Annotated in this window: 20 protein-coding genes; 13 read left to right on the top strand and 7 right to left on the bottom strand. The window is 53.5% G+C overall.

Features of this window, described 5'->3' with window-relative positions; genetic code table 11:
* Window positions 1-39 precede the first annotated feature (39 nt).
* The 5 genes from mlaB to mlaF are packed head-to-tail and all read right to left on the bottom strand — an operon-like array spanning window position 40 to window position 3,159.
* Window positions 40-330, bottom strand: a complete 291-nt coding sequence (mlaB, locus tag ACIPUG_RS18190; protein WP_010280168.1) for a lipid asymmetry maintenance protein MlaB — start codon at window positions 328-330, stop codon at window positions 40-42.
* A 13-nt stretch (window positions 331-343) separates the two neighbouring features.
* Window positions 344-973, bottom strand: coding sequence for a phospholipid-binding protein MlaC (mlaC, locus tag ACIPUG_RS18185; RefSeq protein ID WP_039282821.1), 630 nt, complete (start codon window positions 971-973; stop codon window positions 344-346).
* 12 nt (window positions 974-985) lie between these two features.
* Window positions 986-1,552 carry an outer membrane lipid asymmetry maintenance protein MlaD gene (gene mlaD, locus ACIPUG_RS18180; RefSeq protein ID WP_014913859.1) on the bottom strand — a complete coding sequence of 189 codons (567 nt, stop codon included), beginning with the start codon at window positions 1,550-1,552 and terminating at the stop codon, window positions 986-988.
* 4 nt (window positions 1,553-1,556) lie between these two features.
* A complete protein-coding gene (gene mlaE, locus ACIPUG_RS18175; RefSeq protein ID WP_010296655.1) occupies window positions 1,557-2,339 on the bottom strand; it encodes a lipid asymmetry maintenance ABC transporter permease subunit MlaE in 783 nt (260 codons plus the stop codon).
* Window positions 2,340-2,346: 7 nt separating this feature from the next.
* Window positions 2,347-3,159 (bottom strand): phospholipid ABC transporter ATP-binding protein MlaF, encoded by an 813-nt coding sequence (gene mlaF / locus ACIPUG_RS18170; protein ID WP_039282825.1) that lies wholly within the window; start codon window positions 3,157-3,159, stop codon window positions 2,347-2,349.
* A 289-nt stretch (window positions 3,160-3,448) separates the two neighbouring features.
* Here mlaF and ACIPUG_RS18165 point away from each other — a divergent pair, with 289 nt between their 5' ends.
* The 12 genes from ACIPUG_RS18165 to rnk all read left to right on the top strand — a co-directional run bounded on the left by ACIPUG_RS18165 (window position 3,449) and on the right by rnk (window position 12,229).
* Window positions 3,449-4,414 carry a calcium/sodium antiporter gene (locus tag ACIPUG_RS18165; protein WP_400339586.1) on the top strand — a complete coding sequence of 322 codons (966 nt, stop codon included), beginning with the start codon at window positions 3,449-3,451 and terminating at the stop codon, window positions 4,412-4,414.
* 53 nt (window positions 4,415-4,467) lie between these two features.
* On the top strand, window positions 4,468-5,541 hold the full coding sequence (kdsD, locus tag ACIPUG_RS18160; protein WP_014913856.1) for an arabinose-5-phosphate isomerase KdsD: 1,074 nt from the start codon (window positions 4,468-4,470) through the stop codon (window positions 5,539-5,541).
* Between the two features lie 19 nt (window positions 5,542-5,560).
* Entirely contained in the window at window positions 5,561-6,127 is a 567-nt protein-coding gene (kdsC, locus tag ACIPUG_RS18155) for a 3-deoxy-manno-octulosonate-8-phosphatase KdsC (protein WP_010296644.1), read from the top strand.
* Window positions 6,124-6,690 (top strand): LPS export ABC transporter periplasmic protein LptC, encoded by a 567-nt coding sequence (lptC, locus tag ACIPUG_RS18150; RefSeq protein WP_014913855.1) that lies wholly within the window; start codon window positions 6,124-6,126, stop codon window positions 6,688-6,690. The genes kdsC and lptC overlap by 4 nt, the downstream gene beginning before the upstream one ends.
* Entirely contained in the window at window positions 6,671-7,243 is a 573-nt protein-coding gene (lptA, locus tag ACIPUG_RS18145) for a lipopolysaccharide ABC transporter substrate-binding protein LptA (protein ID WP_014913854.1), read from the top strand. Before lptC ends, lptA begins: the two co-directional genes overlap by 20 nt.
* 3 nt (window positions 7,244-7,246) lie before the next feature.
* Entirely contained in the window at window positions 7,247-7,972 is a 726-nt protein-coding gene (gene lptB / locus ACIPUG_RS18140; protein ID WP_010296638.1) for an LPS export ABC transporter ATP-binding protein, read from the top strand.
* A gap of 49 nt (window positions 7,973-8,021) precedes the next feature.
* On the top strand, window positions 8,022-9,455 hold the full coding sequence (rpoN, locus tag ACIPUG_RS18135) for an RNA polymerase factor sigma-54 (protein WP_010681574.1): 1,434 nt from the start codon (window positions 8,022-8,024) through the stop codon (window positions 9,453-9,455).
* Window positions 9,456-9,478: 23 nt separating this feature from the next.
* Window positions 9,479-9,766: a ribosome hibernation promoting factor gene (gene hpf / locus ACIPUG_RS18130; RefSeq protein WP_010296634.1), complete on the top strand. Its 288-nt coding sequence runs from the start codon at window positions 9,479-9,481 to the stop codon at window positions 9,764-9,766.
* Window positions 9,767-9,861: 95 nt separating this feature from the next.
* A complete protein-coding gene (ptsN, locus tag ACIPUG_RS18125; protein WP_039279069.1) occupies window positions 9,862-10,335 on the top strand; it encodes a PTS IIA-like nitrogen regulatory protein PtsN in 474 nt (157 codons plus the stop codon).
* A gap of 160 nt (window positions 10,336-10,495) precedes the next feature.
* Window positions 10,496-11,353, top strand: coding sequence for an RNase adapter RapZ (gene rapZ, locus ACIPUG_RS18120; protein ID WP_010296630.1), 858 nt, complete (start codon window positions 10,496-10,498; stop codon window positions 11,351-11,353).
* A gap of 31 nt (window positions 11,354-11,384) precedes the next feature.
* Window positions 11,385-11,657 carry a PTS phosphocarrier protein NPr gene (npr, locus tag ACIPUG_RS18115; protein WP_010296626.1) on the top strand — a complete coding sequence of 91 codons (273 nt, stop codon included), beginning with the start codon at window positions 11,385-11,387 and terminating at the stop codon, window positions 11,655-11,657.
* A 161-nt stretch (window positions 11,658-11,818) separates the two neighbouring features.
* The gene (rnk, locus tag ACIPUG_RS18110) at window positions 11,819-12,229 is read left to right on the top strand and encodes a nucleoside diphosphate kinase regulator (protein ID WP_010681571.1); all 411 of its coding nucleotides are present in this window, start codon (window positions 11,819-11,821) and stop codon (window positions 12,227-12,229) included.
* A gap of 100 nt (window positions 12,230-12,329) precedes the next feature.
* On the opposite strand, the gene pmbA is transcribed toward rnk, so the two are convergent.
* Window positions 12,330-13,670 (bottom strand): metalloprotease PmbA, encoded by a 1,341-nt coding sequence (gene pmbA, locus ACIPUG_RS18105; RefSeq protein WP_010681570.1) that lies wholly within the window; start codon window positions 13,668-13,670, stop codon window positions 12,330-12,332.
* Between the two features lie 366 nt (window positions 13,671-14,036).
* On the opposite strand from pmbA, the gene yjgA reads away from it, so the two are divergent.
* Complete coding sequence (yjgA, locus tag ACIPUG_RS18100) at window positions 14,037-14,588, top strand: ribosome biogenesis factor YjgA (RefSeq protein WP_010681569.1); 552 nt, start codon at window positions 14,037-14,039, stop codon at window positions 14,586-14,588.
* A 111-nt stretch (window positions 14,589-14,699) separates the two neighbouring features.
* Here the strand turns inward: yjgA and ACIPUG_RS18095 are convergent, their stop codons facing one another.
* Window positions 14,700-16,154: an NAD-dependent succinate-semialdehyde dehydrogenase gene (locus ACIPUG_RS18095; RefSeq protein ID WP_400339582.1), complete on the bottom strand. Its 1,455-nt coding sequence runs from the start codon at window positions 16,152-16,154 to the stop codon at window positions 14,700-14,702.
* Between the last annotated feature and the right edge of the window lie 30 nt (window positions 16,155-16,184).

The raw sequence follows: 16,184 nt of genomic DNA, 5'->3' as shown, positions 1-16,184 counted from the left end.
GATGCCTAAAGGGGCGAATCCGGTAACCCGCGTTACCGTTTAAGACACAGGGATGATTTCATTCAGGTTATAGAGCGCAATGAGCGTTTTTAGCCGATCGCTGGCACCGACAATCGTTATCTCTCCGCCTGAAGACGGTTGCTGATAAACGTGCATCAGCAATGCTAACCCGGCAGAATCAACGCGGTTTAATCCAGACACATCCAGCGTCGTTTTACCCGCCAGCAACGATTCACGCTGTTGCCAGAACGGTAACAGCGTTTCACGATCCAGATCGCCCGTTAACGCCAGCGTTGATTCCTGTGCCTGCCAGTTCAATGCGTTCGCCATGTTCGTACCCAAATTACTTTTTCTGATCCAACGTGATGGTCTGCTTCGCCGAGGATTCCAGCTGTTTAGTCAGGCCATCCACGCCGTTCTGACGCAATATTGCCGCCCACTCGTTCTGCTTGGTGGTGATCATACTGACACCTTCGGCAATCATGTCGTACGCCTGCCAGTTACCGGTTTTACTGTTCTTACGCCATTGGAAATCCAGACGTACCGGAGGACGGCCGCCGTTATCAATGATGGTGACGCGAATAGAAACGATATCGGCATCGCCCAGCGGTTTCTCAGGGGCAATCTCATAGGTCTGCCCGTTATACATCGCTAGCGCCTGACCGTAAGCCTGCTCCAGATAGGCTTCAAACGCTTTGAAATAGGCATCACGCTGTGCCGGTGTCGCATCTTTGTAGTAACGACCCAGAACCAGCGCACCGGCGTATCTCACCTGAACATACGGCAGCAACTCTTCACGTACGACGGTACGCAAATAATCAGGGTTTTGTTTGATCTTTGGCTGTTCGTTCTTTAAACGATCAAAAGTTTTTTCCGCCGCTTCATTCATTAAACGATAGGGATTCGTTTGATCCGCCGCGTTGGCTAATGGCGCGACCACCAGTAAAGCCACCATCAGTAAACGTTTAAACATGCAGATATCCTCTTATGGATGTGAAGGAACAGGTTCGTTGTTGTGTTCAGGGGTTGCCGCAGGATTGGCACCCGGCTCCGTACCTGATTGACCGGCATTATCTTCGCTATTGCTGCCGCTCTTATATAGGAATTGACCGATGAGATCTTCAAGCACCATCGCTGACTTGGTGTCCTGAATCACACCCCCGTCTTTCAGGATCGCGGTGCCCATTTCTTCATCTTCAAACCCAATGTTCAGCGCCAGATACTGTTCGCCCAGCAAGCCGGAGGTACGAATGGCCAGAGAGCTGGTATCAGGAATATGATCGTAGCGCTGCTGAATATCCATCGCCACACGTGGCAGGTACGTTTTCTCGTCCAGCGAAATATCCGCTACGCGGCCAACCACTACGCCGCCAATTCTGATCGGAGAACGCGCTTTCAGCCCGCCAATGTTGTCAAACGTCGCATACAGACGATACGTTGGCTCGCTACCAATCGATTTAAGATCGGCGACTTTCAGGCATAAAAAGAGGATGGCAGCCAGCGCGATCAACATAAACACACCAACCCAGACTTCAGTTTTCTTTGTTTGCATCGACTCAGTTCCCAAACATCAGTGCTGTCAGCACAAAATCCAATCCCAGTACCGCTAACGACGAGTGCACGACGGTTCGGGTCGTTGCACGGCTGATCCCTTCAGACGTCGGGATCGCGTCATAGCCGTTAAACAGTGCAATCCAGGTCACGGTAATCGCAAATACGATACTTTTAATCACGCAGTTCAAGACATCTTGACGCCAGTCAACCGCGCCCTGCATGGCAGACCAGAAGAACCCACTGTCGATGCCTTTCCAGTCCACACCGACCAGCGCGCCGCCCCAAATGCCCACCGCGACAAAAATCACCGCCAGCAGTGGCATGCTGATTAACCCTGCCCAGAAACGCGGCGCGACAACGCGGCGCAGCGGATCGACCGCCATCATCTCCATGCTGGAGAGCTGCTCTGTCGCCTTCATCAGGCCAATTTCTGCTGTCAGCGCGGAGCCCGCACGGCCTGCGAACAGCAATGCCGTCACCACCGGACCAAGTTCACGCAGCAGCGACAGTGCCACCATCATGCCCAGGCTGGCCTCAGCGCTGTAAGTCGTCAGGATAAGATAGCCCTGTAACCCCAGCACCATGCCGATAAAGAGGCCGGAAACCATGATGATAAGCAGCGACTGCACGCCCACGCTGTAAAGCTGTTTCACCAACAGCGGCCACTGTTTTCTGAATTCGGGTTTACCCACCAGCGCATTAAACAACATCAGCCCGGCGCGCCCAAACGAGGCACTGGTGGAAATTCCCTGACGCCCCAACGACGCCAACGTCCGTAATAACATGACTGCGTTAACCCCCTGAACCAAGCAGCGACGTTTTATAGTCACCCGCCGGAAAACGGAAAGGCACGGGCCCGTCGGCGATACCATCCAGGAACTGACGAACCTGCGGGTCATTGTTTGCCCTCAGTTGGTCCGCTGTCCCTTCCCCGACCACCCGCTTATCGGCCACGATGTACGCGTAATCGGCAATGCTCATCACCTCCGGCACATCGTGAGAAACCACAATGCAGGTCACGCCCAATGCATGATTCAACTCATCGATGAGCTTCACCAGTGTCCCGAGCGTAATCGGGTCTTGCCCGACAAAAGGCTCATCAAACATAATCAGCTGCGGGTCGAGCGCGATGGCTCTCGCCAACGCCGCGCGCCGCGCCATGCCGCCGGAAAGCTCCGCTGGCATCAGTTTCGCCGCACCGCGTAGTCCCACCGCCTCCAGTTTCATCATGACGATGCTACGCAACAGTTCTTCCGGTAGTTTGGTATGTTCACGCAGCGGCCAGGCGACATTATCAAACACGTTCAAATCGGTGAATAACGCACCGGACTGAAACAACATGCTCATTTTCTTGCGCGCGTTGTACAACTCACTGCGCGACAACGTCGGGATATTCTCGCCATCAAACCAGATTTCGCCGCTGTCTGGCGGTAGTTGTCCGCCAATCAGGCGCAACAATGTAGTTTTACCGATACCGGAAGGCCCCATGATCGCGGTGACCTTGCCTTTAGGCACATTCAGCGTGATGTCCGTAAAAATCTCTCGCTCTCCGCGCCGAAAGCTAAGACCACGGATCTCGACCAGATTAGTTGCCTCATGGTTCATTATTTCCATTCCTTACCCATCAGTACGCTCATACAGAGGTCTTTTACTCCAGCCTAACGGCTGGCTTTCATCAAGGTGCGAGTTTTACAAAAACTTACCGTAAGTTCTTGTCCAAAATGGCGGCACAAACCGTTACTGGGTTTTACTTATCGCGACAGGTTTTACTTTTTCGCCAAGCACCGTCAGAATTAGCACTCATCACAGAAAATGCTTTTTGTGCGAAAATCGTCCAGAAATACTGACTTATTCGACAACAGGCCGGTGATTATATCCTATTAAAGGACGCTGCATGCTTTTTGCAACACTACTCTTGTTCGTTGGTTTGCTATTACTGGTTTACGGTGCCGATCGTCTTGTCTATGGTGCCGCCGTGCTTGCGCGTTCTCTTGGCTTACCGCCTTTCGTTATCGGCATCACCATTGTCGGCTTCGGCACCTCGCTACCCGAGCTGATCGTTTCGGTTACCGCCGCGTTGAACGATCAGAACGACATGGCCGTCGGTAATGTTCTGGGTTCCAATATCACCAATATCTTACTCATTCTCGGCAGCGCAGCACTAATTCGCCCGCTAACGGTACATTCGGCCATCCTGCGCCGGGAATTGCCGCTCATGTTGTCCGTCACTTTATTGTGTGGCGTTTTACTGCATGATAGCTACCTGAGCCGCACCGACGGCATCATGCTGCTCTTTGCCGCCATTCTGTGTCTGGTGTTGATACTTCGCATGGCACAACAGGCGCAGTGGGAAGGCGGCGATAGCCTGACGCGCGAACAGCTGGCGGAACTCCCGCAGGATGACAGCAGCCAGATGGTCGCCGTGCTGTGGTTGATTCTCGGCATGATTATTTTACCCATGGCCGCCCGTATGGTGGTGGATAACGCTACCGTCATTGCACGCTACTTCGATGTCAGTGAGTTAACTATCGGGCTGACCATATTGGCGATTGGCACCAGTTTGCCTGAGCTTGCTACCGCCATCGTCGGGACGCTGAAGAAAGAAGATGATATTGCGCTGGGCAACCTGATTGGCTCGAACATTTTTAATATTGCGATTGTTCTGGGCGTACCTGCTCTGCTCTCGCCGGGCGCACTGAACCCTCAGGCTTTTCAGCGCGACTATTGGGTCATGCTGGCGGCGAGCGTGCTGTTAACCGCCCTGTGCCTCAGCAAAAAACGCCGTATAGGACAGGGCGCAGGCGCATTATTATGCTGCGCGTTCGTCGCCTATCTGACGGCCCTGTTCTTTTTTTCATAAGAACCTGTTTTTCATAAGACGCTCTGTATTTCATCATAATCAGGACTATTGGTATGTCACAGTTTGAACAAGATGCTCATCTAAAACAGCAGTCTGACCGTGCACTATCCGACCATGCACCACGAGCCGATCACACGCGACAAAAGGCTCATGAACTACCAGCCGATTTCGACTTCCAGCAAGCAGGCAAGCAAGTACTGAGTATCGAGCGCGATGGGCTTGCGCAATTAGACCAGTACATTGATGACAACTTTACCCTCGCCTGCAAAAAGATATTCGATTGCCAGGGCAAAGTGGTGGTAATGGGAATGGGCAAATCCGGCCACATCGGCTGCAAGATTGCCGCGACCTTCGCCAGCACCGGTACGCCTGCTTTTTTTGTTCATCCGGGCGAAGCCAGCCACGGTGATCTCGGCATGGTGACGCCGCACGATATCGTGATTGCTATTTCCAACTCTGGCGAGTCCCATGAAATTCTGTCGCTGATTCCGGTTCTGAAACGCCAGAAAGTGTTCCTGATCTGCATGACCAGCGCACCAGAAAGTACGATGGGCAAGGCTGCGGATATTCACCTGTGCGTTCACGTCCCGCAGGAAGCCTGCCCACTCGGTCTGGCGCCCACCACCAGCACCACCGCAACGCTGGTCATGGGAGACGCGCTGGCTGTCGCGTTGTTACAGGCGCGCGGCTTTACTGCCGAAGATTTCGCCCTTTCTCACCCCGGTGGCGCACTTGGCCGCAAACTTTTACTGCGCGTCAGCGATATCATGCATTCGGGTGATGAGATTCCCCATGTCCCACACGATGCCTCACTGCGTGATGCGCTGGTGGAAATTACGCGCAAAAATCTGGGTATGACGGTAATCTGCGAGGCGGATATGAAAATTCAGGGCATCTTTACCGATGGTGACCTGCGCCGCATCTTCGACATGAATATTGACTTGAACAGCGCGCGCATTGCTGATGTGATGACCGCGGGCGGCATCCGGGTCACACCGCAAACGCTGGCGGTGGATGCACTTAACCTGATGCAGTCGCGCCACATCACCTCAGTGCTGGTGGCAGAAAACGATCGTCTGGTCGGGATCGTCCACATGCACGATATGCTGCGGGCTGGCGTGGTTTAAAAAGAAAGGATAATAGTGAATGAGTGAAGTCAGGGCGCAAACCGATACCTGCTATGGGCCTGTCGATCAACAGGTACTGGATAAAGCCCGTGAGGTTCGCCTGTTAATTTGCGACGTTGACGGCGTGATGTCCGATGGTCTGATTTATATGGGTAATCACGGCGAAGAGCTGAAAGCCTTTAACGTCCGCGACGGCTATGGCATTCGCTGCTTACTGACGTCCGATATTGAGGTTGCCATCATTACCGGCCGTTCAGCAAAACTGCTGGAAGATCGGTGTAAGACGCTGGGCATTAACCATCTTTATCAGGGGCAATCGGATAAGGTTTTGGCCTTCAACGATCTGTTGGATAAACTGTCAGTAACGGCAAATCAGGTGGCGTATATCGGCGACGACATGATCGACTGGCCAGTGATGGCGCAGGTCGGGCTGAGCGTTGCCGTGGCAGACGCCCATCCGCTGCTGTTACCACGTGCAGATTATGTCACCCGCATTGCGGGAGGCCGTGGCGCAGTACGTGAGCTGTGTGATTTGATTCTGTTCTCGCAGGACAAGCTGGAGCATGCCAAAGGGTTGTCAATATGAGTAAAACCAAGCGTTGGCTCACCGCTTTTCTGGCCCTGTTGGTGCTTATCCTCATCGGCTGGAATATTGCAGATGACGACACGGTAGCAGCACCGGGTGCAAACGACCCCGCCGTGCCGGTTTATACCAGCGAAAAGACGAATACGCAGGTATACAGCCCTGCGGGTAAGCTGAGCTACAGACTGATTTCGGAAAAAGCGGAGTATTTCAACGACGAGCAGTTGAGCTGGTTTACCAAGCCTGTCGCCACGCTGTTCAATGAACAAGGCACCGCAACCTGGTCAGTACGCGCCGATCGCGCCAAGCTGACAAAAGACAAGATGCTCTATCTGTACGGCAACGTTGAGGTGAATAGCCTGACGAAAGACGCACAGCTTCAGCGCATCACAACGAATAATGCCCAGGTGAATCTGGTCACGCAGGACGTCTCTTCCGATGATGAAGTCACCCTGTACGGCGCCAGCTTCACGTCAAGCGGAATGAAAATGCGCGGGAATCTGCGTAACAAAACGGCCGAGTTGATCGAAAAGGTAAAAACCTCTTATGAAATCCAAAACCAATAATCTGATGCGTAACACCCTGATCGCCAGCTCGCTGTTCGCCGTCAGCGTTTCCGCCTTTGCCGTGACCGGCGATAGCAATCAACCTATTCACATTGATTCAGCACAGCAATCTCTGGACATGCAGGGCAACACGGTGACGTTCACCGGTAATGTTGTCGTGAAGCAAGGCACGATTGAAGTAAAAGCCGACAAGGTCGTCGTGACGCGTCCACAGGGCGCGCAAGGCAGTGAAGTGGTGGAAGGTTACGGTAACCCTGTGACGTTCTACCAGATGCAGGACAACGGCAAACCGGTAAAAGGTCACGCGCAGAAAATCCGCTACGAGCTGGCCACTGACTTTCTGGTGCTGACTGGCAATGCCTATCTGGAACAGCAGGACAGCAATGTCAAAGGCGATCGCATCACTTATCTGGTGAAACAGCAGCAGATGGAAGCGACCAGCGACAAAGGAAAACGCGTGACGACGGTGTTGGTTCCTTCCCAGCTTCAGGAGAAAGAGAACAAGAGCCAGCCTTCTCGTTCTCAGCAACCGCAACCACGGGTCACTGAATAAGTTATGGCAACATTAACCGCAGAAAATCTGGCCAAGGCGTACAAAGGCCGTAAGGTCGTGGAAAACGTCAGTCTCACCGTGAATTCCGGTGAAATCGTCGGCCTGCTTGGGCCGAACGGTGCTGGCAAAACGACAACGTTCTACATGGTCGTAGGCATCGTTCCGCGTGATGAAGGACGCATCGTCATCGACGATGACGACATCAGCCTGCTTCCTTTGCACGAACGCGCGCTGCGCGGCATCGGCTATCTGCCGCAGGAAGCCTCTATCTTCCGTCGCTTAAGCGTGTATGACAATCTGATGGCGGTCTTACAGATCCGTAAAGATCTGACGACCGAACAGCAGGAAGATCGTGCCAATGAGCTAATGGAAGAATTCCATATTATTCATTTGCGCGATAGTCTGGGACAATCGCTGTCCGGTGGAGAAAGACGCCGCGTAGAAATTGCGCGTGCGCTGGCAGCGAATCCGAAGTTCATCCTGCTGGATGAACCGTTTGCGGGCGTAGACCCGATCTCCGTACTGGATATTAAAAAAATCATTGAGCATCTGCGTGACAGCGGGCTCGGCGTGTTGATTACCGATCATAACGTCCGCGAAACGCTTGATGTCTGTGAACGAGCCTACATCGTGAGTCAGGGCAACCTGATCGCCCACGGTTCACCGACCGATATTCTGGCCGATGAACAGGTGAAACGCGTCTATCTGGGCGAAGGCTTCCGACTCTGATAGGGTAATATTTTATCTTTGCAGTACTTATGGGACGTTAGCGCGATTTATGAAGCAAGGTTTGCAACTCAGGCTTAGCCAGCAACTGGCCATGACTCCACAGCTCCAACAGGCGATCCGCCTGTTGCAACTGTCCACGCTTGAATTGCAACAGGAGATTCAACTGGCGCTGGAAAGCAATCCGTTGCTCGAACAAACGGATCAGCACGACGAAATCGAGTCATTTGAAAAGGCAGACAGCGATTCGCTGGATACCGGCGAAGCCCTTGAACAAAGAGACATGCCGGAAGAATTGCCGCTCGATGCCACTTGGGATGAAATCTACTCCGCAGGCACGCCGTCGGGCACCGGCACCGACTATCGCGATGAAGAACTGCCGATTTATCAAGGCGAAACCACGCAAACGCTTCAGGATTACCTGATGTGGCAGGTTGAGCTAACGCCGTTTTCAGACACCGACGCGGCTATCGCAACCTCTATCGTCGATGCAGTCGACAACACGGGTTACCTGACCGTACCGTTGCAGGACATTCTTGACAGCATCGGTGACGACGACGTGACGCTGGAAGAGGTTGAAGCCGTGCTAAAACGCGTGCAGCGCTTCGATCCCGTTGGCGTCGCCGCTCGCGATCTGCGTGATTGTCTGCTGGTGCAGCTTTCCCAATTCGCCGACGACACGCCACGCCTGACCGAAGCGCGTCTGATCGTCAGCGATCATCTCGATCTGTTAGCCAACCATGATTTCCGCAGCCTGATCCGCGTTACTCGTCTGAAAGAAGAGGTGCTGAAAGAAGCGCTGGCGCTAATCCAATCGCTCGATCCCCGTCCGGGACAATCGATCAACACCGGTGAATCCGAATACGTGATTCCTGATGTGCTGGTACGTAAAGTTCAGGGGATCTGGGCCGTCGAACTGAACACCGACAGCGTTCCCCGGTTGCAGATTAACCAGCAGTATGCCGCGCTGGGTAACAGCGCGCGCAACGACAGCGACGGGCAGTTTATCCGCAGCAATCTGCAAGAAGCGCGCTGGCTCATCAAAAGCCTGGAAAGTCGCAATGACACGTTGCTGAAGGTCACCCGCTGCATCGTCGAACAGCAGCAGGATTTCTTCGAGCAGGGCGAAGAATTCATGAAGCCCATGGTACTGGCAGACATCGCTCAAGCGGTGGATATGCATGAATCCACCATCTCACGCGTGACGACACAGAAGTTCCTGCACAGCCCGCGCGGCATTTTTGAGCTAAAATATTTCTTCTCCAGCCACGTTAATACCGATAGCGGCGGAGAAGCCTCGTCAACGGCAATCCGCGCGTTGGTGAAGAAGCTTATTGCAGCGGAAAACCCCGTGAAGCCACTGAGCGATAGCAAGCTTACGGCACTGCTCTCCGATCAGGGCATCATCGTGGCGCGTCGAACCGTTGCAAAATACCGAGAGTCTTTATCTATCCCACCGTCGAATCAGCGTAAACAACTGGTTTGATCTCAACAGAGAAGGAAGACACTATGCAGCTCAACATTACCGGACACCACATCGATATCACTGAACCACTGCGTGATTTTGTGAATGGCAAATTTGCCAAATTAGAGCAGTATTTTGACCGGATTAATCAGGTCAATGTGGTATTGAGAGTGGAAAAAGTTCAGCAAATTGCCGAGGCCACGCTCCACGTGAATGGCGGCGAGCTGCATGCAACCTCAGAGGCGGCAGATATGTACGCCGCGATAGATTTATTGATTGATAAGCTGGCGAGACAGCTCAATAAGCATAAAGATAAACTCAAGCAGCACTAATTTTCTTCTTTGCCATTTGGCAAAGGACAAACTCGGCCCATCCATCGGGTGGGTCGGGATCACCAGAAGTGAAAGCGTCGTTAAGTGAAAATAAAATGAACCACGATCCCGTATTGCAGCTCAGCACCGTATTACGTCCTGAGTGCACCCGAAGCACCGTCCACTGCCAGAGTAAGAAACGGGCATTGGAAATTATCAGTGAGCTGGCCGCCAGGCAGCTTAACATTCCTTCGCAGATTATCTTTGATGCCATCCTAACTCGGGAGCGGATGGGCAGCACAGGAATCGGCGGCGGCATTGCCATTCCTCACGGTAAGCTGGAAGACGATAATGCGCTGGGTGCCATCGGTGTTTTCATCCAGTTAGAGCAACCGATCGCTTTCGATGCCATTGATAATCAGGCCGTTGATCTGCTTTTTGCCTTGCTGGTTCCAGCGGAACAATGTAAAACCCATTTGCATACCCTGTCGCTTGTTGCCAAGCGGCTGGCGGATAAAACGGTTTGCCGACGCCTGCGTGCGGCGCAAAGCGATGAAGAGCTGTACCAGATTATGACGGAAGCCGGTTAAGCCGGATGGTTGTCATGTTCACGATGACGGGCGATTCGCCGTGGATTCAGAGAATGCTTGCAATCCCTGCGCTAAGCCGTCATTTTTTTAGCTATACATCACTTTATAAAAACAGTGGCAATGTAAATTCGCCATCACGTTGCCAGAGGGGAGTCGTCAGATGGTGCTGATGATTGTCAGTGGTCGCTCAGGTTCAGGGAAATCTGTCGCCCTGCGCGCACTGGAAGATATGGGGTTCTACTGCGTAGATAACCTGCCAGTGGTTCTACTGCCAGAACTGGCTAATACGCTTGCGGCACGTAACATTTCCGCAGCAGTCAGCATTGACGTGCGCAATATGCCGGAATCACCCGAGATCTTCGAGCATGCCATGGAGCAACTGCCGCCAAGCTTCTCGCCTCAACTGCTGTTTCTGGATGCCGATCGCAATACGCTGATCCGTCGCTACAGCGACACTCGTCGCCTTCACCCGCTCTCCAGCAAGAATCTGTCACTGGAAAGCGCGATTGATGAAGAAAGCGACCTGCTGGAGCCGCTGCGTTCACGCGCCGACCTGATTATCGACACCTCAGAGATGTCGGTACATGAACTGGCCGAAATGTTGCGAACCCGACTGCTCGGCAAGCGGGAACGTGAGCTCACGATGGTGTTCGAATCGTTCGGCTTCAAGCACGGTATCCCTATCGATGCGGATTACGTCTTTGACGTGCGCTTCCTGCCGAACCCACATTGGGATCCGAAACTGCGCCCGATGACCGGTCTGGATAAGCCCGTTGCGTCCTTCCTCGACAGGCACACCGAAGTTCACAACTTCATCTACCAGACTCGCAGCTATCTGGAACTGTGGCTGCCGATGCTGGAAACCAATAACCGCAGCTACCTGACTGTCGCCATTGGCTGTACCGGCGGTAAACACCGTTCCGTCTACGTCGCCGAACAGCTGGCAGACTACTTCCGCTCACGCGGTAAGAACGTACAGTCTCGCCACCGTACGCTGGAAAAACGTAAACCCTCGTAAGAATCGGCAAACCAGACCAACCAGGTAACCTATGACAGTCCGGCAAACGGTTGAAATCAAAAACAAGCTGGGCATGCACGCTCGCCCAGCCATGAAGCTGTTCGAGCTGGTGCAGAGCTTTGATGCAGAAGTGATACTGCGTAATGACAGCGGCACCGAAGCCGAAGCCAGCAGCGTGATTGCCATGCTAATGCTGGACTCGGCCAAAGGGCGGCTCATCGAGGTAGAAGCGACAGGCCCTGATGAAGAGCAGGCGCTTGCCGCCGTCATTGGGCTGTTCGAAGCCGGGTTCGACGAGGACTAGCATTTCCTTAGCAGGCTATCTGCCAGCCTTAGTGCTTCACTTTCCTCTCCGAACCTCCTACTATCTACCTCTATAAATCATAATATTTTCTTATACCCCCTGCTCCTTTGGGCGCGGGGGGTTATTTTTATATCATCTGAAAATACCAACTGGAGAGGAGTATGACGAAACCTAACCTGACAATCAGTGAATTGGATGCAGAACGTCTGGATATGTTATTGGAGCAGCCCGCCTTTGCGGACAGCGATATCGCACAGGCGTTGAATGAGGAGCTGGATCGGGCGGACATTCTGCCTGCGGCATCGATTCCCTCACATGTCGTCACCATGAATAGTCGGGTGCGTTTCCGCGATCTGAATACCAACGAAGAGCACATCCGTACGCTGGTTTATCCGGCCGCGGTGAAGGACAGTCAAGAACCGCTGTCGGTGATGGCTCCGCTGGGTGCGGCACTATTGGGAATGCATGTGGGAAACTCGATCACCTGGCAGTTGCCAAACGGTGAAGAAACACGAATTGAAGTACTAGAACTACTCTATCAGCCAGAAGCCGCAGGCGAGTACCACCGCTAAACCAGCGAGGTGCTACCCTGCTATAAATGCGTGCTAATAAGGCATAGAGTAACAGCCGTCGGACACTGCCGACGGCGACGGTTACTCACAAAGGGCAGGCTTATTCTCCTGCGATCTTCATCTCTGGCAGCAGCACGGAACCACACTGGATATTGCTTCGGGTTTCGATATCATTCCCCACCGTCACAATATTGCGCAGCATGTCTTTCAGGTTACCCGCGATAGTAATCTCGCTGACCGGATACTGAATTTCGCCGTTTTCGACCCAGAAACCGGATGCTCCACGGGAATAATCCCCCGTCACACCGCTCACACCCTGCCCCATCAGTTCGGTCACCAGCAGGCCTTTGCCCATCTGTTTCAACATACCGTTGAAATCCAGCCCCTGTCCGGCAATCCGCCAGTTATGAATGCCCCCCGCATGGCCGGTGCTCTGCATTCCCAGCTTACGCGCGGAGTAGCTTGTCATAAGCCAGGTCTGCAACACGCCCGCCTTCACAATGTCACGCGCCTGCGTCCGCACGCCTTCGCTGTCGAACGGCGTAGAGGCCAGCCCTCTCAGCAGATGCGGTTGTTCCTCAATCGTCAGCCACTCCGGCAGAATCTGCTGACCTAGCTTATCCAGCAGGAAAGTGGATTTACGATAAACGCTGCCGCCGCTGATGGCACCAACCAAATGGCCAAACAGGCCCGTTGCCACTTCCGCAGAAAACATCACCGGTGCCTGCATGGTAGGCAGCTTACGCGGTGACAGGCGGGATAACGTGCGGCGCGCGCACTCTTCGCCCACCCATTCCGGGCTGCGCAAGTCATCCAGCGCACGGCCAACGGTGTAGGCATAATCGCGCTCCATATCGCCATTCACTTCGGCAATCACGCAGCTGGACATAGAATGACGGCTAGAGCAGTAACTTTTCAGCAGACCGTGGCTATTGCCGAACACCTTAACGCCGTAGTGGCTGTTAAAGCTGCCGCCTTCGGTGTTGGTAATGCGCTTATCCGCCTGTAATGCGGCCTGCTCTGCGCGGGCGGCTAATTCAATACCGCGATCCGCATCCAGCTCGGTTGGGTGGAACAGATCCAGATCCGGCGCGTCGAACGCCAGAAGATCGCGATCCGCCGGGCCAGCAAACGGATCGACAGAGGTATAGCGAGCAATATCCAGCGCGGCCTGTACGGTACGAGCTATCGCATCTGGACTGAGATCGGTAGACGATGCGCTGCCTTTACGCTGTTGGTGATAAACCGTAATACCCAACGCGCCATCGCTGTTGAATTCAACATTTTCAACATCACCATAACGGGTACTGACGCTAATGCCCGTCGTTTTTGACACCGCGACTTCTGCCGCATCAGAACCGGCACGCGCCAGTTCCAGCGCCTGAGCCACCGCGAGCTCCAGCGCTTTACGCTGCTCTGCAACCTGAGTAGTTATCGTCATTGTTCTGCCATAATGAGTGGAAGAAAGCTCACCATCATCCCCACTCGAAAAATATGAGTAGAGAGAAATATGCTCTAAATAATTCAAGTTTCAGGAAGGCGGCAAGCGAAGGAATCCCGATGAGCTTACTCAAGTAAGTGATTCGGGTGACTGAACGCAGCCAACGCACATGCAACTTGAAGTATGACGAGCATAAAAAGGTGTAGCATAATGCTTTCTAGTCTAACAGGATCTACGGACAATTTCGCACAAAGCCCAAACCTGTTAGTATCAGCCTCTTTTTTCTGGTGGGCACGCTGTTCACCATCCCGGAGCCGCTACGCGTAGCGTTAAGAATTGCTCCTGGACACTTTTTAGGAGCCAACCATGAAGCAAAAGTACGAAGACTGGCTGAATGACGTCCCAGATAACCAAGAAGACGACGAAGATGATGAAATTATCTGGGTCAGCAAAAGTGAAATAAAGCGCGATGCCGAAGCGCTGAAAGATCTCGGCGCGGAGCTGGTCGATCTGGGCAAAAACGCGCTGGAGAAGATCCCGTTGGATGACGATCTGCGTGCGGCGGTGGAACTGGCGCAGCGGATCAAGAAAGAAGGCCGCCGCCGTCAGCTACAGCTGATTGGTAAAATGCTGCGCGCCCGCGATCCAGAACCGATCCAAACCGCGCTGGATAAGCTGAACAACCGTCATAATCAGCAGGTAGCGTTATTCCACAAACTGGAACAGCTGCGCGACCGTCTGATTGAAGAGGGTGACGATGTGGTTCCCGATATTCTGGCGCTGTATCCTCACGCTGACCGTCAGCAGTTACGTTCTCTGGTGCGCAATGCGCAGAAAGAGAAAGCGACGAATAAGCCGCCAAAATCCGCCCGCCAGATCTTCCAGTATCTGCGCGAACTGGCTGAAACCACAGACTAACGACGGCGATCGTGGGATGAGGAGTCTGACTCACTCATCCCACGTATTACCTATCTTGTTTTCCGGTATTCAATCGGATTCGATCAATGCCGATCACAACATCCTTTCAGATCACAACCCGCCCAAATGCCAGGTTTTCACTTCCAGAAACTCGTCCAGCCCCAGAACCGAGCCTTCGCGACCTAATCCTGACTCTTTCACACCGCCGAAGGGAGCTAATTCGGTTGAAACCGCGCATTCGTTAATACCAATCATGCCGCTCTCCAGCGCTTCAGCCACGCGGAACACACGCTGCAAATTCTGGCTGTAGAAGTAGGCGGCCAGACCAAACGGCGTATTGTTGGCGCGCTGAACCACTTCTTCTTCCGTTTTGAAGCGGAAACAGGGAGCAACCGGACCAAACGTTTCTTCCTGCGCCAGCAGCATCGCTTCGTTAGCATCAACAATCACCGTTGGCTCAAAGAAGCTATGGCCCAGCTTGTGCCGTTTACCACCGACAACCGCCTTGCCTCCCTTTTCCACCGCGTCATTGACGTGCTTTTCCACCTTCTCGACCGCAGCATCATCAATCAGCGGACCGAGCACGACGCCGTCATCCATACCGTTGCCGACCTTCAGCTTCTTCACTTCTTCTGCGAGCAGAGAGACAAACTCATCGTAGACGCCGTCCTGAATATAAAACCGGTTAGCGCTAACACAAACCTGACCTGCGTTACGGAAACGGTTAGCTATCGCGCCTTTTACTGCGGCCTGAATATCTGCGTCATCAAACACGATATAAGGCGCGTTGCCGCCCAGCTCCATCGACACTTTCTTCATGGTCTCTGCGGCATTGCGCACCAGCGTTTTCCCTACTTCAGTCGAACCAGTGAAGGAAATTTTGCGCACTTTATCGCTCGCCATGACGGTATCGCTGATCGCCTGCGTGTCGCCCGCCACGCCGTTGAGTACACCATCCGGCACACCCGCCTGCTGTGCCAATGCCAACAGCGCAAACGCAGACAGCGGCGTGTTGTTGGCGGGTTTTATCACACCGGTACATCCTGCGGCTAGCGCCGGCCCCAGCTTACGCGTCAGCATCGCCAGCGGGAAATTCCACGGCGTAATGGCAACAACGACGCCAACGGGTTCACGCGTGGCGTAAATCTTCGATCCGGGTTTCGCAGGCGGAATAATCTCACCGTTAGCCCGCTTGCCCTGCTCAGCAAACCACTGAATGAAATTCGCCGCGTAGACGACTTCGCCTTCGGCTTCCTGCACAGGCTTGCCCTGTTCGGCGGTCATCAGCTCCGCCAGATAGCGCTTATTCTCCAGAATCAACTCGTACCAGCGATACAGAATTTCAGAACGTTCTTTCGCGGTTTTACGCTTCCAGGCAGGAAACGCGGCATAGGCAGCGTCAATCGCCGCCTGCGTCTCTTTCTTTCCCGCTTTCGCCACGCTGGCAATCGACTCGCCCGTCGCCGGATTCATAACCTCGAAGGTAGCGCCGCTCTGCTGCCATTTCCCCGCAGCAAAGTAGCCCGTTTTGAACAGTTCATGATCCTGCAAATTTTGTCCTGACATCGTGTTACCTCCTGAAAAGGGTCATATTCC

The organism is Pectobacterium sp. CHL-2024 (assembly GCF_044751765.1).
Classification (GTDB): Bacteria; Pseudomonadota; Gammaproteobacteria; order Enterobacterales; family Enterobacteriaceae; genus Pectobacterium; species Pectobacterium brasiliense.
This window is presented reverse-complemented; position numbering and strand designations above follow the sequence as displayed.

Coding starts and splice junctions, on each gene's coding strand:
- mlaB (WP_010280168.1), bottom strand. CDS start 330: ATGGCGAACGCATTGAACTGGCAGGCACAGGAATCAACGCTGGCGTTA.
- mlaC (WP_039282821.1), bottom strand. CDS start 973: ATGTTTAAACGTTTACTGATGGTGGCTTTACTGGTGGTCGCGCCATTA.
- mlaD (WP_014913859.1), bottom strand. CDS start 1,552: ATGCAAACAAAGAAAACTGAAGTCTGGGTTGGTGTGTTTATGTTGATC.
- mlaE (WP_010296655.1), bottom strand. CDS start 2,339: ATGTTATTACGGACGTTGGCGTCGTTGGGGCGTCAGGGAATTTCCACC.
- mlaF (WP_039282825.1), bottom strand. CDS start 3,159: ATGAACCATGAGGCAACTAATCTGGTCGAGATCCGTGGTCTTAGCTTT.
- ACIPUG_RS18165 (WP_400339586.1), top strand. CDS start 3,449: ATGCTTTTTGCAACACTACTCTTGTTCGTTGGTTTGCTATTACTGGTT.
- kdsD (WP_014913856.1), top strand. CDS start 4,468: ATGTCACAGTTTGAACAAGATGCTCATCTAAAACAGCAGTCTGACCGT.
- kdsC (WP_010296644.1), top strand. CDS start 5,561: ATGAGTGAAGTCAGGGCGCAAACCGATACCTGCTATGGGCCTGTCGAT.
- lptC (WP_014913855.1), top strand. CDS start 6,124: ATGAGTAAAACCAAGCGTTGGCTCACCGCTTTTCTGGCCCTGTTGGTG.
- lptA (WP_014913854.1), top strand. CDS start 6,671: ATGAAATCCAAAACCAATAATCTGATGCGTAACACCCTGATCGCCAGC.
- lptB (WP_010296638.1), top strand. CDS start 7,247: ATGGCAACATTAACCGCAGAAAATCTGGCCAAGGCGTACAAAGGCCGT.
- rpoN (WP_010681574.1), top strand. CDS start 8,022: ATGAAGCAAGGTTTGCAACTCAGGCTTAGCCAGCAACTGGCCATGACT.
- hpf (WP_010296634.1), top strand. CDS start 9,479: ATGCAGCTCAACATTACCGGACACCACATCGATATCACTGAACCACTG.
- ptsN (WP_039279069.1), top strand. CDS start 9,862: ATGAACCACGATCCCGTATTGCAGCTCAGCACCGTATTACGTCCTGAG.
- rapZ (WP_010296630.1), top strand. CDS start 10,496: ATGGTGCTGATGATTGTCAGTGGTCGCTCAGGTTCAGGGAAATCTGTC.
- npr (WP_010296626.1), top strand. CDS start 11,385: ATGACAGTCCGGCAAACGGTTGAAATCAAAAACAAGCTGGGCATGCAC.
- rnk (WP_010681571.1), top strand. CDS start 11,819: ATGACGAAACCTAACCTGACAATCAGTGAATTGGATGCAGAACGTCTG.
- pmbA (WP_010681570.1), bottom strand. CDS start 13,670: ATGACGATAACTACTCAGGTTGCAGAGCAGCGTAAAGCGCTGGAGCTC.
- yjgA (WP_010681569.1), top strand. CDS start 14,037: ATGAAGCAAAAGTACGAAGACTGGCTGAATGACGTCCCAGATAACCAA.
- ACIPUG_RS18095 (WP_400339582.1), bottom strand. CDS start 16,154: ATGTCAGGACAAAATTTGCAGGATCATGAACTGTTCAAAACGGGCTAC.